Genomic DNA, 20,142 nt, shown 5'->3' on the forward strand with positions numbered 1-20,142 from the left:
TCCCAGTCCATCGGTGCCGACCTCACGTACGCGTGGCCCACCAACGAGATCGCCGTGATGGGCGCCGAGGGCGCCGCCAACGTCATCTTCCGCCGTCAGATCGCCGACGCCGCCGATCCTGAGGGCATGCGTGTGCGCATGGTCAAGGAGTACAAGGCCGAGCTCATGCACCCGTACTACGCGGCCGAGCGCGGCCTGGTCGACGACGTCATCGACCCCGCCGAGACCCGCGAGGTCCTCATCCGCTCGCTGGCGATGCTGCACACGAAGCACGCGGACCTGCCCTCCCGCAAGCACGGCAACCCCCCGCAGTAACCCTGCGGCTCCTCCGCGGCAGCGCCGCGGAAACCTCTCTCACGGAGACTGACACCTATGAACGACCCCGAGATCCGCGTCGAGAAGGGCCACGCCGAGCCCGAGGAGGTCGCCGCCATCACGGCCATCCTCCTGGCCCGTGCCGCCGCCCAGCCGGACACCACCCCCACCCACCGAGGCCGTGCGAAGGCCGGCTGGCGCCGTCTGGAGCGTGAGCCCGGCTTCCGTGCCCCGCACAGCTGGCACGGTTAGCCCGCGGCGCCTGTACGTGACGAAGGGGCCCGCTCCGGATACGGAGCGGGCCCCTTCGTCGTGTCCGGGCCCGTGGTGCCCCGGCCCGTGGTGCCCCGGGCCCGGGGGATTCGGGGCGTGTCGCGACGCACGACGAGGTTTCTCGCCCCCGCCGCCCCTACCCGTCCCATCCCCTGGGGGCTCCGCCCCCGTACCCCCGCTGTCGCCCGAAGGGCTCGTCCTCACACGCCGGACGGGCTGAGGGCGCGGACCTGCGCCGGAGGGCTGGGTGCGGGCTGATGGTGCGGCCCGTGCCGGAGGGGTCGGGGCGGGCTGGAGGTGCGCGCCTGGGGCGGAGGGCTGTGGTCCGGGCGTCAGGCTTGCAGCGCGGGCCCGCACCCTCAGCCCGTCCGGCGTCTCAGGACGAGGCCCTTGAGGCCGAACGGGGGTCCGGGGGACGGAGGGGCGCGGAGAGCGGCTGAGGGCGGCTTCTCCCCGCGGGGAGAAGCCGCCCTCAGTTGGCGTGCGTCGCGCGGAGCGGCTAGCGCAGGCGGGCCATGAGCGCGTGCTCGACCAGGGTGATGAGCGCGCTCTTCGCGTCCGCGCGGTGCCGGGCGTCCGTTGTGATGATCGGAGCGTCCGGGCCGATCTGCAGCGCCTCGCGGACCTCGTCCGGGTTGTACGGCTGGTTCCCGTCGAAGCCGTTGAGGGCGATGACGAAGGGGAGACCGCTGTTCTCGAAGTAGTCGACCGCGGGGAAGCAGTCGGCGAGACGGCGGGTGTCGACCAGGACGATCGCGCCGATGGCGCCGCGGACCAGGTCGTCCCACATGAACCAGAAGCGGTCCTGGCCAGGGGTGCCGAAGAGGTACAGGATCAGGTCCTGGTCCAGGGTGATGCGGCCGAAGTCCATGGCGACGGTGGTGGTCGTCTTGTCTCCGGTGTGCGTGAGGTCGTCGATGCCCGCGGATGCGGACGTCATGACGGCCTCGGTGCGCAGCGGGTTGATCTCCGAGACGGCGCCGACGAACGTGGTCTTGCCCACGCCGAAGCCGCCCGCCACCACGATCTTCGCGGACGTGGTGGAGCGGGAAGGCCCTCCGCTAGAGCTTGCGAAGTCCACTGAGCACCCTTTCGAGCAATGTCACGGCTGGCTGGCCGCCGGCGCTCTCGTCGCCGCCCGGCTGATGAATGGCGACCAGGCCCGCCTCCGCCAAGTCGGCGACGAGAATCCTGGCCACGCCGAGAGGGATGGTCAGCAGGGCCGAGATCTCGGCCACCGACTTGATCTCCCGGCAGAGATTGCAGATCCGCTGATGCTCGGGCAACTGGCCCTGCATCTGGTGCGGTTGTGCGGTGGTGTGCACCAGCGCCTCGATGGCGAGCTGGTAACGGGGCCTGGTGCGGCCGCCCGTCATGGCGTACGGACGCACCAGAGGGTTGTTCGACGAACCCGCGGGCGCCGCCTCCGGCGTGCGTCGCTGCGGCTGCACCGGCTGGATGCGCGGCGCCGGGGGCTGGTCGTACGGCGAGGGGCCGGGGCCCTGCGGCGTGTACGGCTGCTGGCGTCGGTGGCTTGGCGCGGAGGGGAAGTTGTAACGGTTCGGGTTCTGAGAACCGTCACCCTGGCCCTGCCCCTGGCCGGGGCCGTACGACCAGTTGCCCGAAGACGAACCGCCTGGGGGTGTTGCCACTTTCTCCTCCTCCGACTGTGCCTGGCACCCATCAGTGTGGGACCGCGTCCCGAAACCTTACGGCCCCGGGACGCCAAAACGCACGGTCTGACTGTTAGTTGAGAAGGCTCCCTTGGAGCTCCGCTCGTAGATCCGGTGTCAGGACCGTACCCGCACGGTCCACCAGAAGGGCCATCTCGTACCCGATGAGACCGATGTCCGCTTCGGGATGTGCAAGGACCGCGAGCGATGAACCATCGGAAACGGACATGATGAAGAGGAATCCTCGCTCCATCTCCACAACCGTCTGGTTCACGCTGCCGCCCTCGAAGATGCGGGACGCGCCCGCGGTCAGCGAGGTCAGACCGGACGCGACAGCCGCGAGCTGGTCGGCGCGGTCACGGGGAAAGCCTTCGGACATCGCCAGAAGGAGTCCGTCGGCGGAGACCACCACGGTGTGGGACACCCCGGGGGTGTTGTCCACGAAGTTGGTGATCAACCAGTTCAGGTTCTGCGCCGCCTGGCTCATCGGGCTCACACTAACGCTCCTGGTTGTAGGTGCTGTCAGAACCGAAGCCCTGACCGTTCGTGTCACTACTGGCATTGCGCCCCTGCTGCACGCCGCGGCGCAGGTTGCTGAGCCTGCCCCGGATGTCCTCGGGTGCGCGGGAGACCTGGGGGCCGCCCTGCGGGGTCGATTCCGCGGTTCCCTCGACCAGGTTGGCCTTGGGGACCCGACGCGGCAGCCCGGACGAGGTGACCCCGCCCGCCTTGGGCTTCTTGAGCTGCTCGGCACGCTGCCAGCGGTCGTCGTTGTTCGAACGCCAGTCGTCGGTGCCGTTGCCCTCGCCGTTGCTCGCGGTGGCCACGGGCGGAGTCTGGATCCCCTGGGCACCCGGGTCGACAGGGCGCCGGCCGTTCGCCCCGCTCGCGGCGGAACCGCGGCGCGGCAGACCGGCGTCGGTCATCTGGTGAGCGGAGGAGGGCGCAGGTCCCGGACGGCCGAAGCCTACGCGGTCCTGCTCACCCGCGTCAGCGACCTGCGCGGATTCCCCATTCGGAGCGTACCCGGAGCGGACGTCGTTCTGGTACGCGTCCTGTTGCGGCCAGTCGTCCTGGTAGGACGGCTCCTCGAACGCGGAGAAGGTCTCCGGGGCGGTGCCGCGGGCCTCCACGGGCTCTTCCCTGGACTGCTCCGGGTACCCGGGTTCCGGGTAGCCGCCGTTCGTCGGGAAGTACGTCTCGTCGTACGCCGACTGCTGCGGTGCCTCGTACGCCGACTGCTGGTCGTACGTCGCCGGCTGCTCCTCGTACGAGCCCTGTCCGTTGCCGTACGGGGGCTGTGCGTCATCGAAGGACGGCTGAGCGCCGTCGTAGCCGGGCTGGGGCGCGTTGAAGCCCTCCGGGTACTGCCCGGCCTCGAGAGCGTCCGGCTGGCCCGTCGTCTGGGCCTCCAGGGCCGCGCGGCGCTCCTCGCGGATCAGGGAGCGGCCGACCGGGTCCAACTCGCGGATGTCATCCGGGACTTCGGTGTAGCGGCTGTCGTCGAAGCCGAGCTCCGCGGCGGTGCGTGCCGACTCGGCCTGGAAGGACTCCGCCTGGAAGTTCTGCTGCTCCGGGATGATCTGCGAGACGGTGAACTCGTCGCGCTGCACTTGCTGTTCGCCTCCACCACCGTGGGTGATCGCGTCGGGGAGCATGACCAGCGAGGTCGTTCCCGCCTGCTCGCCCGAGGGACGCAGCTGGACGCGGATGCCGTGCCGGTCGGACAGCCGGCCGACCACGAACAGGCCCATGCGCTGGGAGATCGCGGCGTCCACGGTCGGCGGGTTGGCCAGTTTGTGGTTGATGTCCGCGAAGTCCTCGGCGGTGAGGCCGATGCCCTTGTCGTGGATCTCGACCATGACGCGGCCGTCCGGGAGGCGGGTCGCGGTGACGCGGACCTTGGTCTGCGGCGAGGAGAACGTGGTGGCGTTCTCCAGCAGCTCGGCGAGCAGGTGCACGAGGTCGGTCACGGCGCGGCCGTGGATCTCGGCCTCAGGGACGCCGGAGAGCTCGATGCGCTCGTACTGCTCCACCTCGGAGGAGGCGGCGCGCAGGACGTCCACGAGGGGCACCGGCTGGTCCCAGCGGCGGCCGGGCTCCTCGCCGGCGAGGACGAGGAGGTTCTCGCCGTTGCGGCGCATACGGGTCGCGAGGTGGTCCAGGCGGAAGAGGTTCTCCAGCTGGTCCGGGTCGGCCTCGTTGTTCTCCAGGTCGGTGATCAGGGTCAGCTGGCCCTCGATCAGCGACTGGTTGCGGCGCGACAGGTTGGTGAAGATCGCGTTGATGTTGCCCCGCAGGAGGGCCTGCTCGGCGGCCAGTCGGACGGCCTCGCGGTGGACCTGGTCGAAGGCGCGGGCGACCTCGCCGATCTCGTCCGTGGTGGTGATCGGGATGGGCTGCACGCGGGTGTCGACGCGGCCGGGGTCGGTGCGCGAGAGCTGGTCGACCAGCATCGGCAGACGCTGTTCGGCGACACTGAAGGCCGCGTTGCGCAGCTGGCGCATCGCGCGGCTCATCTGGCGGGCCACCATGCCGGCCAGGACGAACGCGGCGAGCAGGGCGAGCACGACGGCGCCGCCGGTGATGAAGGCGTCGGTCTTGGCGTTGTCGGCGATGTCGGCGGCCTCGGCCACCGCCTTGTCGGCGAGGTCCGACTCGATCTGCCGGTAGCCGTTGTACTTGGCGGTGTTGACCGCCCACCAGTTCTGCGGGGTGACGCCGCTCGACGCGAGCTCGGTGAGGTCGGACTGGAGCGGCGACTTAAGGCCGGCGACCTGCGCGACCATGTTGTCCGGCGGGGGGACGTACTTCTCGCCCTGGGCCGCGGCGGCCGTCGCGGCCTGGGTGCCCTGGCTCTTGAGCTCGGCCGTGATCTGCTTCGTGATCGCGTCGAGCTTGGCGGCGTCGGCCTCGGTGCCACCGCCGAGGTACTCCTCGACGGCGATGCGCTCCAGGTAGGCGTACGAGGAGAGGGCGGTGCGCTGGGTGGCGAGAGCACTCAGACCCGGGCCCGGCTTGATCAGGAGGTGCATGCCGATGGACCGCTCGAGGGACAGCGCGGCCTTGGAGAGCGAGATCGCGTAGACCGTGCGGCCGTAGCTGGTGATGTTTCCGGTGCCCAGACCGAGCTCGTTGGCGAACTCCATCAGCGGGTGCTGGATCTGGAGGTAGCCCTCTTCGGTCTTGACCTTCTCGAGCGTGTAGGCGGCCTTGCGCAGGTTGCCGAGACCGGGCTCCACCTTGCGGAAGTTGGCCAGGCGGCGCTCCAGACCCGGCGTCTTCGGCATGTTCTGGGCCGCCCGGTCGAACACGACCGCGGCCTGGTCAGTGTCCTTGTAGGCCTTGACGACCGTGGGGTCGCTGGCGCCCTTGCCGTTCTTGTTCTCCAGCAGCGGCTGGGCCGTGACGTCACGCTCCACGAAGAGCTTGTCGCCGTAGGCCAGCGCGGCCTGCACCAGACGGGCCGTCTTCTCCGCGTCCTGGGCCTGCTGCCAGGTGTTGATCGAACTCTTCACCTGGAAGCCGCCCATGACCAGGCCGACGACCACGGGTATGAGCAGGATCGCGTTCAGCCTGGTGGGTACACGCCAGTTGCGGGGGGACAGACGACCGCCGCTCGGCGCGGGCGCCGGCACGGGCTCCGGAACAGGCACCTGTGCGGGCGCCGCTCCGCGCGGCGGCGGGGTGAAGTTGCCCCGTGCCGACGGCTCGGGACCGTTCTTGCTTCGCCTCACTCGACCAACAACCTCTCGGCGTCGGCACCTACGTTGTGCCGCGGTGTCTCCAGCGCCCTTGACTACTGGGCAGTTCAGCGCATTCCAGCACGTCAGGCAGCGCCCTTCCAAACACTCGGAACCGACGGTTCCGAGTGATGCATCCCCCAGATAAAACGGTCATAAAGAGCGAGCCCCGTCAAAAGACGGGGCTTTTATGAGCGCAGCGGCACCGGGTGACCGCGATGCGTGTTGGTGCCCATCGAATTTCATGTCGAAACGTTATGAACACTGTGGCCGGCCGTGTCAAACGACACAGCCGGCTCCAATGCGTCTACGACAACTTCCTTATGCACCTGTCGACTTGGTTGCTAGCGCAGACGTGCCATGAGCGCGTGCTCGACCAGGGTGATGAGCGCGCTCTTCGCGTCCGCGCGGTGCCGGGCGTCCGTCGTGATGATCGGAGCGTCCGGGCCGATCTGCAGCGCCTCGCGGACCTCTTCGGGGTTGTAGGGCTGGTGTCCGTCGAAGCCGTTGAGGGCGATGACGAAGGGCAGCCCGGAGTTCTCGAAGTAGTCGACCGCGGGGAAGCAGTCGGCGAGACGGCGGGTGTCCACCAGGACCACGGCCCCGATGGCGCCGCGGACCAGGTCGTCCCACATGAACCAGAAGCGGTCCTGACCGGGTGTACCGAAGAGGTACAGGATCAGGTCCTGGTCCAGGGTGATGCGGCCGAAGTCCATGGCGACGGTGGTGGTCGTCTTGTCTCCGGTGTGCGTGAGGTCGTCGATGCCCGCGGACGCGGACGTCATGACGGCCTCGGTGCGCAGCGGGTTGATCTCCGAGACGGCGCCGACGAACGTGGTCTTGCCCACGCCGAAGCCGCCCGCCACCACGATCTTCGCGGAGGTGGTCGCCCGACCTCCGTCAGAGCTTGCGAAGTCCACTGAGCACCCTTTCGAGCAAAGTCACGGCCGGCACGCCGCCGTTGTTCTCATCGCCGCCAGGCTGGTGGATGGCGACGAGTCCGGCTTCCGCGAGGTCCGCGACGAGGATCCTGGCCACACCGAGCGGCATGGACAGGAGGGCCGACACCTCGGCCACCGACTTGACCTCGCGGCACAGGTGGCAGATCCGCTGGTGCTCCGGGAGCAGCCCCATCAACTGCTGGGGGTCGGCCGTGGTGCTGATCAGCGCCTCGATGGCGAGTTGGTACCGCGGCCGGGTCCGGCCGCCGGTCATCGCGTACGGACGTACCAGCGGCTGGTCGCCCTCGTCCCCGTACGGCTCAGCGTACGGATCATGAGAGGCGGTGGGCGGGGTCATGAATCCTCCGGGCGGGACAGCATGTCGGTCAGTCGTGCCGTCTGTTGGGGCCGGTGGGGGGATTGTGGCGGCCGGACGGTGATTTCGTGCAGTCGGTAGAACCAGGAGCCGTCAGTGGAGCAGACTTCCCTGTAGTTCGGCGCGCAGGTCCGGAGTGAGTACAGCGCCCGCCCGGTCGACGAGCAGTGCCATCTCGTAGCCGACAAGGCCGATGTCGCACTCCGGGTGGGAGAGGACCGCCAGGGACGATCCGTCCGAGACGGACATGAGGAAGAGGAAACCGCGCTCCATCTCGACGACCGTCTGGGCCACCGTGCCGCCCTCGAAGATCCGGGATGCCCCGGCGGTCAGTGAGGTCAGCCCGGAGGCGACGGCCGCGAGCTGGTCGGCGCGGTCGCGCGGGAATCCTTCGGACATCGCCAGAAGGAGCCCGTCGGCGGACACGACGACGGTGTGGGACACCCCAGGGGTGTTGTCCACGAAGTTGGTGATCAACCAGTTCAGGTTCTGTGCGGCCTGGCTCATCGGGCTCAACTAACGCTCCTGCTGGTGAGTGGGGCTGGGGAAGCTGCCGGTCTGGCCGGTACCGGCCTGGCGACCCTGCTGAATGCCCCTACGGAGATTGGTCAGCCGGCCGCGTACGTCATCGGGCGCACGGGAGACCTGCGGACCTGTTTGGTGCTGTTGCTGCTGTGCCGTGCCCGCGACGAGGTTGGCTCGCGGGACCCGGCGCGGCAGGCCGGAGGTGGTGACCCCGCCTGCCGACGGTTGACGGACGCGCTCGGCCTGACGGACGAGGTCGTCGTTCGGGGACGTCCGCCAGGAGGCGGAGGCCTGAGGAGTGGCGGCCCGCTGGGGGGCGACGGGAGCCTGGGGCTGCTGCTGGGGAGGCTGCGAGCCGTTGAAGTGGGCACCGTTCTGAACGCCGCCCTGGGCGCCGTTCTGAGCGTTGTTGGGCGCTCCGTTCTGGGAGCCGTTCGCCTGACCGTGGAACCAGTTGGTCTCCAGCGTGTCGTACAGCGGCGTACGTCCGTCACCGGGGCCGGTGGCCGGCGGCAGCGCCTCCGGCTCCTGGGCACGCGCGGGCCGCTGCTGCGGCCGCTCGTACTGTCCGGTGGACGAGGGATCCTGGCCGTTGCCGTAGCCCGGGTTGGCGAACTGGCCGGTGGACGAAGGGTCCTGGCCGTTGCCGTAACCGGGCCGCGCGAACTGGCCGGTGGACGAGGGGTCCTGCGGGTTGCCGTAGCCCGGGTTGGCGAACTGGCCGGTGGCCGAAGGGCCCTGGCCGTTGCCGTACCCCGGGTTCGCGAACTGGCCCGTGGAGGACGGATTCGTGGTCGCGGTGCCGTAGACGTCCGGGCGCACGAACTGGCCGGTGTTCTGGCCGTGGTTCTGCCCGTTGTTCTGCGGCGCGCCCATACCGGGGCGGGGGCCGTCGAAGTCGGGGCGGGCGAACTCGGAGGTGGCGGCGGGACCGTGACGGTCGTCGATGCGCGGCATCTCCGAGGTCGAGGCCGGGCCCTGCCGGTCGTCGACGCGCGGCATGCGCGAGGTGGTGTCGGGCTCCTCGTGACCGCGCGGCGAGTCGAGCGAGGCGCGCGGTACGGGCGGCTGGGCGTTCTCGTCGCTCCAGCTCGGCCGGGACTGCTGCGGGCTGCCACCGGGCAGCTCGGCACGCGGACCACCGCGTCCCGGCAGCTGCGGCCGGCGACGGCCGCCGCCCTTGTTGTTGCCCGCGGGCTGCTGCGGGGGCGTCGCCGCGGGGGCGCTGTCACCGAAGTTGAAGCCCTGGCGGTTGCCGGGTCCGTCACCGAAGCCCTGGGGCGTGCCGGCTCCGGTGGACTGCAGGCCCTGCGAGGCACCCGGCGCGTTCTGCCCGAAGACACTCGCACCGGCACCGGCCGGGGCCGGCCTGCCCTGCTGCGGGTTGCCCGGACCCTGCGGTCCGCGCGCGCCACCCGGAGCACCGGGGTGTCCGCCCTGGCCGCTGCCGGGAAGCGCGGCCCGCGGACCCTGTCCGGCGCCGACCTGGCCGCGCTGCGGCGCACCGCCGAGGAGACCGCCGCCGGCGGCGGGCGCGCCCGCTCCGAGGGACGGACCGCCCTGGCCGCCTCCGCGGCGGGCCGCGGCCACACCGGCCGAGGCCTGCGCGGCGGCCGGGCCGCCGGAGGAGGGAGCGCCCTGGCCCGGCTTGCCCGGAGCCTTCTTGCCGCCCTGGGCGACATCGACGGGGAGCATGACGAGCGCGGTGGTGCCGCCGGAGTCCGACGGACGCAGCTGGATACGGATGCCGTGACGCTGCGACAGACGACCGACCACGAAGAGGCCCATGCGCCGGGAGACGGAGACGTCCACGGTGGGCGGCGCCGCGAGACGCTCGTTGATCGCCGCGAGGTCCTCGGGCGACAGGCCGATACCGGTGTCGTGGATCTCGATCAGCACCCGGCCGTCGGGCAGCGCGTGACCGGTGACCTTGACCTTGGTCTGCGGGGACGAGAACGAGGTGGCGTTCTCGAGGAGCTCGGCGAGCAGGTGCACGAGGTCGTTGACCACCCGGCCGGCGACCTGCGTCGTCGGGACCGAGGCCAGCTCGATGCGCTCGTACTGCTCCACCTCGGAGGCCGCGGCGCGGAGCACGTCGACCAGCGGGACCGGGCGGGTCCAGCGGCGGCCGGGCTCTTCACCGGCGAGAACGAGGAGGTTCTCACCGTTACGGCGCATGCGGGTCGCGAGGTGGTCGAGCTTGAAGAGGGAGGACAGCTGGTCCGGGTCGGCCTCGCGGGACTCCAGTTCGGAGATGAGCGAGAGCTGACGCTGGATGAGGCCCTGGGAACGGCGCGAGAGGTTGGTGAACATCGCGTTGACGTTGCCTCGCAGGAGGGCCTGCTCGGCGGCGAGGCGGACGGCCTCGCGGTGCACGTGGTCGAAGGCCGCGGCCACCTTGCCGATCTCGTCCCGGGAGTGCACACCGACGGACTCGACGGAGGTGTCGACGTCCTGCGGGTCCGACTCCGAGAGCTGCTTGACCAGCTCGGGCAGGCGGTCCTGGGCGACCCTTGTCGCGGTGTCCTGCAGCCGGCGCAGCGAGCGGATCATGGACCGGGCCACGACGAAGGCGCCGACGAGGGAGACGCCGAGGACGAGGAGGATCAGCGCACCGGAGATGATCGCTTCCTGCTGGGAGGCGTTCTTCAGCTCACGGGACTTCTGCGTCATCTCGCCGAGCAGCGAGATCTCGATCCTCGCCATCTGGTCGATCTTGGCGGTGTCGGAGTCGAACCAGTCGCTGTAGGACTGCTTGTCCTGGGTGCTCAGGCCGCCCGCCGAGTCCAGCACGCGCTTGGCGTACTGGTCGGCCACCTGGATGGTCGGGTTGGCCTCGTCGATCGGCTTGGTCAGAGTCTCGGCACCGGCGCCGTAGATGCTCGCGAAGCTGGTGCGCTCGGAAGCCTCGCTGTCCTGGGCCGAGGTCGCGTACAGCCGGTCGTTCTCGGAGAGCTTGCCGAAGGTGGTGTTCCGCGTCGGCAGCGCGGCGGCGATGATCGCGCGCTGGATGGACGCGTACTCCTTGGCCGAGGAGAAGGCCGACAGGGCGCGGGTGCGCTGGATCATCTCCGGGTTGCTGGTCGCCTCCGCCATGTCCTGCGAGAGGTTGATCAGCTCGGTGATGAGGCGGTGATACCCGTCGACCGTCTGCGAGGCGTTCTGCGGGTCGGTGTAGGCCGCGTTGCGGATGGTGCCGAGCTTGTTCAGCTCGCCCGCGATGGCGACGAGGCTGTCACGGACACCGGAGAGCTGTCCGCTCGCGCTGGCGTCGTCGATCTCCTGGGTGCCGGAGAGGAACTGCGTCTTGGCCCGGTCCGTAGCGTCGCGGACCAGCGTGATCCGGGCGTCCTTGACCGAGACACCGTGCGCCAGGGGGCCGGCCGACCCGTCGCGCTCCTTCTGGAGCGCCGCGGCGAGCTCGGTCGCCTGCTTGGTCATGTCGGTCAGCAGCTTCATGTTGTCGAGCTGCTGGATGTCGTCCATGGACTGGTTGATGCGCAGCGCGCCCAGCGTGGTCGCGGCGACCACGGGGAGCGCGAGCAGCGACACCAGTCGCGTGGAGATGCGCCAGTTGCGCAGGGCCACGCGGGGGCCGGGACCCGGAGGGGCCTTCGGCTTCACGGGCGGCGTGTCGGGAGCCGTAGCGCCGGGGCGCGTGGAGCGCTCACCACCGCCGAGCTCTGATTGTCCCGGGTTCTGGGCGTGCTGGGGCGAGGAACCGCGGTCGGTCCCGCCGTGCGGCTCCGGCTCCGCCGAAGCGCTGCCATCCCTCTTGAAACGTCCCTGCACTAGCGTCGCAACCTCTGGACCAGGCGCCCCTCCGCGCAAACGGCGGGACGGTGTCGGCGTCGTTCAGGGGCGCAGACGCGCCCCCTGGTGTGGTCGTGAGTGACCGGCGCTGCTCCCCCTCCCCGCCGCCACTCGGCGCTGAGTCGCGCCTCCTGCGCGCCGGTTCGATCCCGCGGCGGTTCGTGGAATTCCAGCACAGTGCAGGATCTCCAACAAGGCCCGTGTACCAGGCTGTGACCACCGTGACAGCTTGTGAGTGCAAGGTCACGACACGTAGAAAGTGATCTCGTACATTCCGGTCTTATCCCTACGATCCAGCGGGGTGCATGGGGTGTCCCAGTCGCCATGATCAGGAGCGGAATAATGGGTTCAGTGGAGCAATGTCCGTTTCGCCGAGGAGGGTTGGCGGCCTGAATTGACCGGTTTGGCAGCCCCCTAGTGAGCAAACTCACACGCCGATCATGAGGTCTTCACGGCTTCCACCGGGAATCGGATGTTTAGCCTGGCGCTTTACAGGGATGGCAAATCCGACAACCTGCGCCGACGCGGGGGCTCTTGAGCCCACCCGGCGCCCGCTCTGACGAGGTCGAACGCAACAGTGAAGACGACGATGATGTTCCGCAACATAGCCAACCCGCGACGCACCACGCTGGCGCACCTCGAGGACGCCGACGCGATGCAGGCGCAGGAGCAGCCGGAGCACTCGATCGACCTCCCCGCCCAGACCGCCAACCCGCGGCGCACCATCCTCATGGAAGCCCCGGTCGCGGCCTCCGTCGCCGACTAGTACGCGCGCCGGCCGCCGCCCGCTCACCGCGCCGACGGATATGCGCGGGGCGCGGACCCCTCTCCGCGTTAGCCTGGAGCGTCAGACTCCAGCCAGCTCAGTGAGGGGCGCAAGGATCCCGTGCGCATCGCCAGGTTCTCCATCGACGGCAACGTCGCGTTCGGCGCGGTCGAGGGCGACAAGCCGGACGAGCTCGTCCTCGACATCATCAAGGGCATCCCGTTCGCGGACTTCGAGCTCTCCGGCACGAAGGTCCCCCTCAGCAAGGTCCGGCTCCTTCCGCCGGTGCTCCCGAACAAGGTCGTGGCCTTCGGCCGCAACTACGCGGAGCACGCGAAGGAGCTGGGCAACGAGGTGCCCGACGCCCCGTTCGCCTTCTTCAAGCCGTCGACCTCGGTGATCGGCCCCGGCGACGACATCCAGTACCCCTCCTTCTCGAACGAGCTGCACCACGAGGCCGAACTCGCCGTGGTGATCGGCCGGATGTGCCGCGAGGTCCCCCGCGAGCGGGTGAAGGACGTCATCCTCGGCTACACCTGCGCCAACGACGTCACCGCGCGCGACGTCCAGAAGCGCGAGAAGCAGTGGGCGCGGGCCAAGGGCTTCGACAGCTCCTGCCCGCTCGGCCCCTGGGTGGAGACGGACCTGGACCTCACCGCGGTCTCCGAGGGCATCACCATCCAGTGCACGGTCAACGGGCAGCAGCGCCAGCTCGGCCGCACCAGCGAGATGACCCACTCCGTCGAGGACCTGATCGTCAACATCACCGAGGCCATGACGCTGCTCCCCGGCGACGTGATCCTCACCGGCACCCCCGCTGGGGTCGGCCCCCTGAACGTCGGCGACGAGGTCGCCGTCACCATCGAAGGCATCGGCACTCTCACCAACAAGGTGATCAAGCGTGGCTAACGCGTCCGTCCGCGTACGTTTCTGTCCGTCCCCGACCGGCAACCCCCATGTGGGCCTGGTCCGTACGGCCCTGTTCAACTGGGCGTTCGCCCGGCACAACGAAGGCACTCTGGTCTTCCGCATCGAGGACACCGACGCGGCCCGCGACTCCGAGGAGTCGTACGGCCAGCTGCTCGACGCGATGCGCTGGCTGGGCTTCGACTGGGACGAAGGCCCCGAGGTCGGCGGCCCGCACGCGCCCTACCGCCAGTCGCAGCGGATGGACCTCTACAAGGACGTCGCCCAGAAGCTGCTGGACGCCGGCCACGCGTACCCCTGCTACTGCTCCACGGAGGAGCTGGACGCCCGCCGCGACGCCGCCCGCGCCGCCGGCAAGCCCTCCGGCTACGACGGCCACTGCCGCGACCTCTCCGCCGAGCGGAAGGCCGCGTACGAGGCGGAGGGCCGCACGCCGATCGTCCGCTTCCGGATGCCCGACGAGGCGATCACCTTCACGGACCTGGTCCGCGGCGAGATCACGTACCTCCCGGAGAACGTGCCGGACTTCGGGATCGTACGAGCGAACGGCGCGCCCCTGTACACGCTGGTCAACCCGGTCGACGACGCCCTGATGGAGATCACCCACGTCCTGCGCGGCGAGGACCTGCTCTCCTCCACCCCCCGGCAGATCGCCCTCTACAAGGCGCTGACCGAGCTGGGCATCGCCAAGGAGACCCCGGCCTTCGGCCACCTCCCGTACGTCATGGGCGAGGGCAACAAGAAGCTCTCCAAGCGCGACCCGGAGTCCTCGCTCAACCTCTACAGGGAGCGCGGGTTCCTTCCCGAGGGGCTGCTCAACTACCTCTCCCTGCTCGGCTGGTCGCTCTCGGCGGACCGCGACATCTTCGGCATCGACGAGATGGTCGCCGCCTTCGACGTCACGGACGTGAACCCGAACCCGGCCCGCTTCGACCTCAAGAAGGCCGAGGCGATCAACGCCGACCACATCCGGCTGCTCGACGTGAAGGACTTCACGGAGCGCTGCGCCCCCTGGCTGAAGGCCCCCTTCGCCCCCTGGGCGCCGGAGGACTTCGACGAGGCGAAGTGGCAGGCGATGGCCCCGCACGCGCAGTCCCGGCTGAAGGTCCTCTCCGAGATCACGGACAACGTCGACTTCCTGTTCCTGCCGGAGCCGGCCCACGACGAGGCATCCTGGACGAAGGCGATGAAGGAGGGCTCGGACGCGCTCCTGCGTACGGCCCGCGAGAAGCTGGACACGGCCGACTGGTCCTCCGCCGAGTCCCTCAAGGAGGCCGTCCTGGCCGCCGGTGAGGAGCACGGCCTCAAGCTCGGCAAGGCCCAGGCCCCCGTCCGTGTCGCCGTCACCGGCCGCACGATCGGCCTGCCGCTCTTCGAGTCCCTGCAGGTCCTGGGCAAGGACACGACGCTGGCGCGCGTCGACGCTGCGCTGACGAAGCTCGCGGCGCGATAGCGCCCCGCGGCGGACCCACGGCACAGCGACAGCGGGGCGGCGTCCGGTTCGGACGCCGCCCCGCCGCCGTACACCCAGTGGTCGCCGGGAGTTCACCGGTCCCGTCAACTCCCGCTCCCCGAAACGCGTTTGGATGTTCGAGCAGGCGTGTGACGCGCCTGAACACCATGTTCCAGGGGAGGCGAACGTGACCCGTTCACGAAGATTTGTCGGGCTGGCTCTCGGCGGAGCTGTGGCTCTGACCTGTGCGGTGCAGACCGTGCCCGCCCAGGCCGCGCCGACCGCCGACACCCCGGTCGCCACGGTCCAGCTGAACCAGGTCACGCCTCCCGAGGTGCTCTTAGGCTGGGCGGGAGCCTCCGGCTTCCGCTACACGCTGCCCGACACCGGATCGCCGACGGCGCACTGGGCGGACTACCCGGGCTACACGCCACCCGCGCACGCCGGCCCGGACGACCTGGCCACCGGCACCGACGTGATCACCACCGTGGGCGTCGGCACCGTCACCCAGAAGCACCAGTCCACCGGGGTGAGTGTCACGCTCACCGTGCCGCAGGGGCAGACCTACAAGACCGCCGTCGGCTGGAGCGTGCTCACCCAGGGCGCGGACGGCGCCCTGCACGTCCTGCGCGCGGCCGGCGACGGCACGACCACCGACCTCCCGGTCACCGGCCTGCCGTCGGGGGCGACTCCGGACGGCGTGTTCCGCACGGGCGGCTCGGTGCGCAGACTCGCCGTCGGCTACACCCTCGACGGCGTCGACTCGCTCGGACTGCTCGACCTCGCCGACGGCACCTTCCGCTCGTACGTCACCGGCGTCACCACCACGGGAGCGGTCAGGTTCAACGACCGCTGGCTCGTCGCCGGGAACAAGGTGGCCCAGGTGGACGCGGCACCGGGCACCGACCCCGTACCCACCCCCACCTACGGCGACTACAAGGTGCAGGGTGTCGTCGGCGACCAGCTGATGCTCGCCGACCCGTCCGTGGTCTTCAGCCCCGACACCTACCGGCTGGTGGGCATCTCCCTCGCCGACGGCACGCGGACCACGGTCATCGACCGCTCCAGCGGCAGTTACACCCCCACCCTCGACGGCGGCCTGCTCGCCACCGCGGGCCCGTCCAGCGCCGACTGGCACGTCTACCGGGTCACGCCCACCGAGACCGGCGCCACCGCCGCGCAGGTGCTCGACGTCGAGGCGAACCGGTCCACGATCGGGGGCATGATGCTCTCCGGCGGCGAGCTCCTGATGTACGGCAACGTCACCGACCAGGGCGGCTACGACTCCGTCCACGGTGTCCAGCTCGACGCCGCCGGCCGCCCGGCCGGGCCCCAGACCTACCGCGCCTCGATGCTGAACCTCTCGCCGTGCCTGGCAGGGGACGTGGCCTGCCCCCAGTTCGAGGCGCTCGGCGACGGCGGTTTCGCCTACCTGTCCACGGGCGCGGACGGCAAGGAGTCCGTGCACGTCACCGGACGCGAGCCCAACTCGTACGCGGCCGAGCCCACCGGCGCCTCCGGCGGACGCATCGGCACCGGCACCGGCCGCTACGTGCTGTACAACGGCGGAACGCCCGGTGTGCAGAAGGTCGCCGACTTCCCGCGCGGCGCCGACGGCCGGACCGCGCTCGACCGCACCCGCACCGCCGCGGCGGTATGGGGCCAGCGACTGTGGACGCCGGGCACCTCCCAGGGCAGCGTCGTGGGGTACGACCTGAAGTCGGGGAAGAACGTGGCCACCGTCGCCACCGGCGCCCCGTGCACGCCCAGCGAGATCCAGGCCGTGAACGCGTGGCTGTACTGGAGCTGCGGCGCGTCCGGCCCCGCGGGCGTCTACGACCGCGCGACCGGCCGCGCCATCACCGTGCCGGCCGGCCAGGCCCGGCTCGCCGACGGCTACCTGCTCCGCGAGAACCGCACCACGCACGAACTGCTGCTCACGGACTTCCACGCGGGGTCGGCCGTCACCCGCACGGCGGCCGTGCTGCCGACGACCGACCGGGACACGGGCGGCAACACCGGCCGCTGGACCGTCGACCGCTTCGGCGGCAACGTCGCCTACCTGACCGACCGCGGCCAGGTGGCGATCGTCACCGCGGGCGTGCCCACCTCGCCGCTCGCGCAGATGGAGGCCCAGACCGACGCCGCGCCCGGCCCGACGGCCGCCGAGCCGTGGCTGCCCGTGTGGCAGTTGAGCAAGCCCTCGGCGTGGACCCTCCAGCTGATCAGCACCACCGGCACGGTCGTCCGCACCCTCACCGGCACCTCCACCGCCGCCGCGGTGCGCGCCTCCTGGGACGGCGCGACCACGGCGGGGGGCAGGGCGCCCCGGGGGTCGTACACCTGGAAGCTGACCGCCGAACCCCGTGACCACGAGGGGCCCGGCCTCCTCCTGACCGGCACGACCACGGTCGACTGACGGACGTCCCGGCCCGCCCGGGGTTACCGTCGGACCATGACTGTGAGGGCCGTGGTGTGGGACGTAGACGACACGATCTTCGACTACACGACCGCGGACCGGGCCGGGATGCGCGCGCACCTCGCGGCCGAGGGCCTGCTCGACGGCTACGCGTCCGTCGAGCAGGCGCTCGCGCGCTGGCGCGAGGTCACCGACGCGCAGTGGGCGCGGTTCTCGGCGGGTGAGACGGACTGGCACGGCCAGCGCCGGGAACGGGTCCGGGTGTTTCTGGGGGAGTCGTTGGGCGACGCCGACGCCGACGCCTGGTTCGACCGTTACATCACGCACTACGAGTCCGCCTGGACCCTCTTCCCGGACGTCCTGCCCGTCCTGGACGATCTCGTCGCCAGCCACCGGCACGCGGTCCTGTCCAACTCCAGCCTTCTCGTGCAGGACCGCAAGCTGCGTGTCCTCGGTGTGCACGACCGCTTCGAGGCGATCCTGTGCGCCGCCGAACTCGGCGTCGCCAAGCCCGCCGCGGCCGCCTTCCACGCGGCCTGCGAGGCATTGGGCCTGCCGCCGCACCGGGTCGCCTACGTCGGCGACCACCCGGAGATCGACGGACGGGGTGCCGCCGAGGCGGGACTGCTCTCCGTCTGGATCGACCGTGAGGGCACTCACACCGCCGCCGGCGGCCCGCCGACGGGTCCGCACCGGATCGTCTCGCTGGCCGAACTCCCCGCGGTCCTCCGCGCCGATACCCGTTTTGGAGCGCCGTCCACCTTCAGGTAATGTTCTTCCTGCGCCGCCGAGAACGGGCCGTAAGGCCGGAGCTCGGAGGCGCAAGCTAAAACAAGATCCCTGCAGGGGATCGAGTTTCAGTGGCCTATGGTGTAATTGGCAGCACGACGGTTTCTGGTTCCGTTAGTCTAGGTTCGAGTCCTGGTAGGCCAGCTCGCAGAGCTCATCTGCAAACGCGGAGATCGATTCCGCAACGCCCCCGTTGTGTAGCGGCCTAGCACGCTGCCCTCTCACGGCAGTAGCGCCGGTTCGAATCCGGTCGGGGGTACAGATCCTTCCCAGGAAGGCAGTCCGGGTCGCACCCGCTGCCTCTCATGCAGGATCGCTAGGGCCCCCGTTGTGTAGCGGCCTAGCACGCTGCCCTCTCACGGCAGTAGCGCCGGTTCGAATCCGGTCGGGGGTACTGGTCTAAACCATCTGATGGTTTAAACCGCTTTGGGCTATGGTGTAATTGGCAACACTACGGTTTCTGGTACCGTCATTCTAGGTTCGAGTCCTGGTAGCCCAGCTCGGATCTGCGGAAACGCAAGATCCTAGGCCCCCGTTGTGTAGCGGCCTAGCACGCTGCCCTCTCACGGCAGTAGCGCCGGTTCGAATCCGGTCGGGGGTACAGAGTCCTACGGGCCTCCACTTCGGTGGGGGCCCGTAGGCGTTTCCCGGGGCGCGGCCCCGGACCCCGTCGTACGGTCCGACGCGCCCCGCCCGCAGGGCCGGTCACTCGATGCCGTACCGCCGCGCCGACTCCTGCTCCTGCGCCAGCCGGTGCAACGCCCGCAGCACCGGCTCGAAGAGCACGGCCGAGGCGACCGCCGTCTCCACCCGCTCCGCGTCGGACGTGTGCGTCTCCAGGTAGTCCAGGTCCCGCGCGGCCACCTGGTGCATCAACTCCGCGTACGGCGCCAGGAGTTCGGCATCCCAGGAATAGCCGAGCCGGATCAGCGTGGCCACCGCGGCCACCAGCGAACGGTGCACGGGGGAGAGCGGGGCGAGCTCCCGCGCGGTCTCCCAGCCCAGGTCCGCCAGCAACTGGTCCACCTCGCGGCGCGCGGACCGGACGGCCGGGTCCTGATCGTCCGGTTCCGGCTCCTGCGGCAGCGCCCACAGGGCCGCCCCCAGCCGGATCGTCCGGCCCAGGGACTCGTCGTCGACGTGCCCGAGGACCTCCCTGGCCGTGGCCACCGGCACCCGGCCCACCTGGATCAGGGCCCGCACCAGCCGCAGCCGGCGCAGATGACTCTCTTGGTAGTCCGCCGTCGTCGCGTTGACCTGCCGTCCCGGCGTCAACAGCCCTTCCCGCAGGTAGTACTTGATCGTCGCGGTGGACACCCCGCTCCGCTCGCTCAACTCCGCAAGCCGCATCCCTTGCGCCCTTCCTCGGGTGGCGCCACTATCCAAGCATGGCGCCATCGGATAGCGCCGCTCACCAACGGATGGGGACGAGATGCCCGGCACCCGTGGGACCGCAGGCCGTACCACCGCAGCCGCCGAGGGGGACGTGGTCGTCCTGTTGATCGGTATGCGCGTCAACCACTTCTGGGCGGTGCACCAGTGGGTACCGGTGTTCTTCGCCATGCTGCGCATGGTGCGGGACCTGGAGAAGGAGCCGGGCCGGGGCCTGCTCGGCCGCATCCTGCTGACGGCGTCGCCACGCACGTACTACGTCGTCCAGTACTGGGAGTCCAAGGAGAAGCTCTACGCGTACGCGTCGGCGCCCGACATGTTCCACCACAAGGCGTGGGGGATCATCAACCGCAAGGAGCGGGCGGGCAAGCTCCGGCAGCACGTGGGGATCTGGCACGAGACGTACGTCGTGCCGGAGGGGTCGTACGAGTCGATCTACGCGGACATGCCGCCCTTCGGACTGGCCGCGGCACACGGCTCGCTGCCGGTGGAGAAGCGCGGGCGGCGGGGGGCGGACCGGTTCGCGTACCGGGCCGCTCGCGCGGGAGTGGAGACGGGGGCGGAGACGGAGGCGGAGGCGGAGGTCGGGGGTGGCGCGGGTTGATCGGCCTGTGCCGGTCGTTCGTGGCTGAGCGCGCAGTTCCCCGCGCTCCCGGGGGGCGATGGCCGGTCGGAGGGTGATGGTTGTTCGTGGCTGTTCGCCCGGATTCCCGCGCCCCCACGGGGCCGCGGGGCCG

At 70.3% G+C, this 20,142-nt stretch carries 17 protein-coding genes and 5 tRNA genes; 13 read left to right on the forward strand and 9 right to left on the reverse strand.

Annotated features, from left to right (window positions below; all coding sequences use genetic code 11):
• Together ACFVTC_RS32405 and ACFVTC_RS32410 are read left to right on the forward strand one after the other, a co-directional pair.
• The coding region (locus tag ACFVTC_RS32405; RefSeq protein WP_390132042.1) for a carboxyl transferase domain-containing protein at window positions 1-315 on the forward strand (315 nt) is incomplete at its 5' end.
• 57 nt (window positions 316-372) lie between these two features.
• Window positions 373-567, forward strand: coding sequence for an acyl-CoA carboxylase subunit epsilon (locus ACFVTC_RS32410; RefSeq protein ID WP_148014275.1), 195 nt, complete (start codon window positions 373-375; stop codon window positions 565-567).
• A gap of 520 nt (window positions 568-1,087) precedes the next feature.
• Here the strand turns inward: ACFVTC_RS32410 and ACFVTC_RS32415 are convergent.
• The 8 genes from ACFVTC_RS32415 to ACFVTC_RS32450 all read right to left on the reverse strand — a co-directional run bounded on the left by ACFVTC_RS32415 (window position 1,088) and on the right by ACFVTC_RS32450 (window position 11,638).
• Window positions 1,088-1,669 carry an ATP/GTP-binding protein gene (locus ACFVTC_RS32415; RefSeq protein WP_030793786.1) on the reverse strand — a complete coding sequence of 194 codons (582 nt, stop codon included), beginning with the start codon at window positions 1,667-1,669 and terminating at the stop codon, window positions 1,088-1,090.
• Window positions 1,650-2,240 carry a DUF742 domain-containing protein gene (locus ACFVTC_RS32420; protein ID WP_153288431.1) on the reverse strand — a complete coding sequence of 197 codons (591 nt, stop codon included), beginning with the start codon at window positions 2,238-2,240 and terminating at the stop codon, window positions 1,650-1,652. Before ACFVTC_RS32420 ends, ACFVTC_RS32415 begins: the two co-directional genes overlap by 20 nt.
• A gap of 94 nt (window positions 2,241-2,334) precedes the next feature.
• Window positions 2,335-2,748, reverse strand: coding sequence for a roadblock/LC7 domain-containing protein (locus tag ACFVTC_RS32425; RefSeq protein ID WP_005479603.1), 414 nt, complete (start codon window positions 2,746-2,748; stop codon window positions 2,335-2,337).
• Between the two features lie 10 nt (window positions 2,749-2,758).
• Window positions 2,759-5,998 (reverse strand): nitrate- and nitrite sensing domain-containing protein, encoded by a 3,240-nt coding sequence (locus tag ACFVTC_RS32430; protein ID WP_390132043.1) that lies wholly within the window; start codon window positions 5,996-5,998, stop codon window positions 2,759-2,761.
• Window positions 5,999-6,348: 350 nt separating this feature from the next.
• A complete protein-coding gene (locus ACFVTC_RS32435; protein WP_028802395.1) occupies window positions 6,349-6,924 on the reverse strand; it encodes an ATP/GTP-binding protein in 576 nt (191 codons plus the stop codon).
• Complete coding sequence (locus ACFVTC_RS32440) at window positions 6,905-7,303, reverse strand: DUF742 domain-containing protein (RefSeq protein ID WP_153288429.1); 399 nt, start codon at window positions 7,301-7,303, stop codon at window positions 6,905-6,907. The genes ACFVTC_RS32435 and ACFVTC_RS32440 overlap by 20 nt, the downstream gene beginning before the upstream one ends.
• A 111-nt stretch (window positions 7,304-7,414) precedes the next feature.
• Window positions 7,415-7,828, reverse strand: a complete 414-nt coding sequence (locus ACFVTC_RS32445) for a roadblock/LC7 domain-containing protein (RefSeq protein ID WP_010984127.1) — start codon at window positions 7,826-7,828, stop codon at window positions 7,415-7,417.
• A 9-nt stretch (window positions 7,829-7,837) separates the two neighbouring features.
• On the reverse strand, window positions 7,838-11,638 hold the full coding sequence (locus ACFVTC_RS32450) for a nitrate- and nitrite sensing domain-containing protein (protein ID WP_390132044.1): 3,801 nt from the start codon (window positions 11,636-11,638) through the stop codon (window positions 7,838-7,840).
• Window positions 11,639-12,236: 598 nt separating this feature from the next.
• On the opposite strand from ACFVTC_RS32450, the gene ACFVTC_RS32455 reads away from it, so the two are divergent.
• The 10 genes from ACFVTC_RS32455 (at window position 12,237) to ACFVTC_RS32500 (ending at window position 18,614) form a co-directional block, all read left to right on the forward strand.
• On the forward strand, window positions 12,237-12,425 hold the full coding sequence (locus tag ACFVTC_RS32455; protein ID WP_390132045.1) for a hypothetical protein: 189 nt from the start codon (window positions 12,237-12,239) through the stop codon (window positions 12,423-12,425).
• Window positions 12,426-12,545: 120 nt separating this feature from the next.
• Complete coding sequence (locus tag ACFVTC_RS32460) at window positions 12,546-13,334, forward strand: fumarylacetoacetate hydrolase family protein (protein ID WP_390132047.1); 789 nt, start codon at window positions 12,546-12,548, stop codon at window positions 13,332-13,334.
• Complete coding sequence (gltX, locus tag ACFVTC_RS32465) at window positions 13,327-14,805, forward strand: glutamate--tRNA ligase (RefSeq protein WP_390132049.1); 1,479 nt, start codon at window positions 13,327-13,329, stop codon at window positions 14,803-14,805. The genes ACFVTC_RS32460 and gltX overlap by 8 nt, the downstream gene beginning before the upstream one ends.
• 232 nt (window positions 14,806-15,037) lie before the next feature.
• Window positions 15,038-17,224 (forward strand): FlgD immunoglobulin-like domain containing protein, encoded by a 2,187-nt coding sequence (locus ACFVTC_RS32470; RefSeq protein WP_390132050.1) that lies wholly within the window; start codon window positions 15,038-15,040, stop codon window positions 17,222-17,224.
• A gap of 36 nt (window positions 17,225-17,260) precedes the next feature.
• Window positions 17,261-17,995 (forward strand): HAD family hydrolase, encoded by a 735-nt coding sequence (locus ACFVTC_RS32475; RefSeq protein WP_390132051.1) that lies wholly within the window; start codon window positions 17,261-17,263, stop codon window positions 17,993-17,995.
• 90 nt (window positions 17,996-18,085) lie between these two features.
• Window positions 18,086-18,157: transfer RNA gene (locus ACFVTC_RS32480), tRNA-Gln, on the forward strand.
• 42 nt (window positions 18,158-18,199) lie between these two features.
• A tRNA-Glu gene (locus ACFVTC_RS32485) sits at window positions 18,200-18,272 on the forward strand.
• Between the two features lie 62 nt (window positions 18,273-18,334).
• Window positions 18,335-18,407 (forward strand) — tRNA-Glu (locus ACFVTC_RS32490).
• A 33-nt stretch (window positions 18,408-18,440) separates the two neighbouring features.
• Window positions 18,441-18,512: transfer RNA gene (locus ACFVTC_RS32495), tRNA-Gln, on the forward strand.
• A 29-nt stretch (window positions 18,513-18,541) separates the two neighbouring features.
• Window positions 18,542-18,614, forward strand: a tRNA-Glu gene (locus ACFVTC_RS32500).
• 104 nt (window positions 18,615-18,718) lie between these two features.
• On the opposite strand, the gene ACFVTC_RS32505 is transcribed toward ACFVTC_RS32500, so the two are convergent.
• Window positions 18,719-19,363: a MerR family transcriptional regulator gene (locus ACFVTC_RS32505; RefSeq protein WP_390132052.1), complete on the reverse strand. Its 645-nt coding sequence runs from the start codon at window positions 19,361-19,363 to the stop codon at window positions 18,719-18,721.
• 82 nt (window positions 19,364-19,445) lie between these two features.
• Between ACFVTC_RS32505 and ACFVTC_RS32510 the strand changes: the two genes are divergently transcribed.
• Window positions 19,446-20,009 carry a DUF4188 domain-containing protein gene (locus tag ACFVTC_RS32510; RefSeq protein ID WP_390132053.1) on the forward strand — a complete coding sequence of 188 codons (564 nt, stop codon included), beginning with the start codon at window positions 19,446-19,448 and terminating at the stop codon, window positions 20,007-20,009.
• Window positions 20,010-20,142: the final 133 nt, after the last annotated feature.

This window comes from Streptomyces sp. NPDC057950 (assembly GCF_042887295.1).
Classification (GTDB): Bacteria; Actinomycetota; Actinomycetes; order Streptomycetales; family Streptomycetaceae; genus Streptomyces; species Streptomyces kaempferi.

Excerpts from the sequence above, each read along its gene's own strand:
- ACFVTC_RS32410 (WP_148014275.1), top strand. The coding sequence starts at position 373 with ATGAACGACCCCGAGATCCGCGTCGAGAAGGGCCACGCCGAGCCCGAG.
- ACFVTC_RS32425 (WP_005479603.1), bottom strand. The coding sequence starts at position 2,748 with ATGAGCCAGGCGGCGCAGAACCTGAACTGGTTGATCACCAACTTCGTG.
- ACFVTC_RS32440 (WP_153288429.1), bottom strand. The coding sequence starts at position 7,303 with ATGACCCCGCCCACCGCCTCTCATGATCCGTACGCTGAGCCGTACGGG.
- ACFVTC_RS32445 (WP_010984127.1), bottom strand. The coding sequence starts at position 7,828 with ATGAGCCAGGCCGCACAGAACCTGAACTGGTTGATCACCAACTTCGTG.
- ACFVTC_RS32475 (WP_390132051.1), top strand. The coding sequence starts at position 17,261 with ATGACTGTGAGGGCCGTGGTGTGGGACGTAGACGACACGATCTTCGAC.
- ACFVTC_RS32505 (WP_390132052.1), bottom strand. The coding sequence starts at position 19,363 with ATGCGGCTTGCGGAGTTGAGCGAGCGGAGCGGGGTGTCCACCGCGACG.
- ACFVTC_RS32510 (WP_390132053.1), top strand. The coding sequence starts at position 19,446 with ATGCCCGGCACCCGTGGGACCGCAGGCCGTACCACCGCAGCCGCCGAG.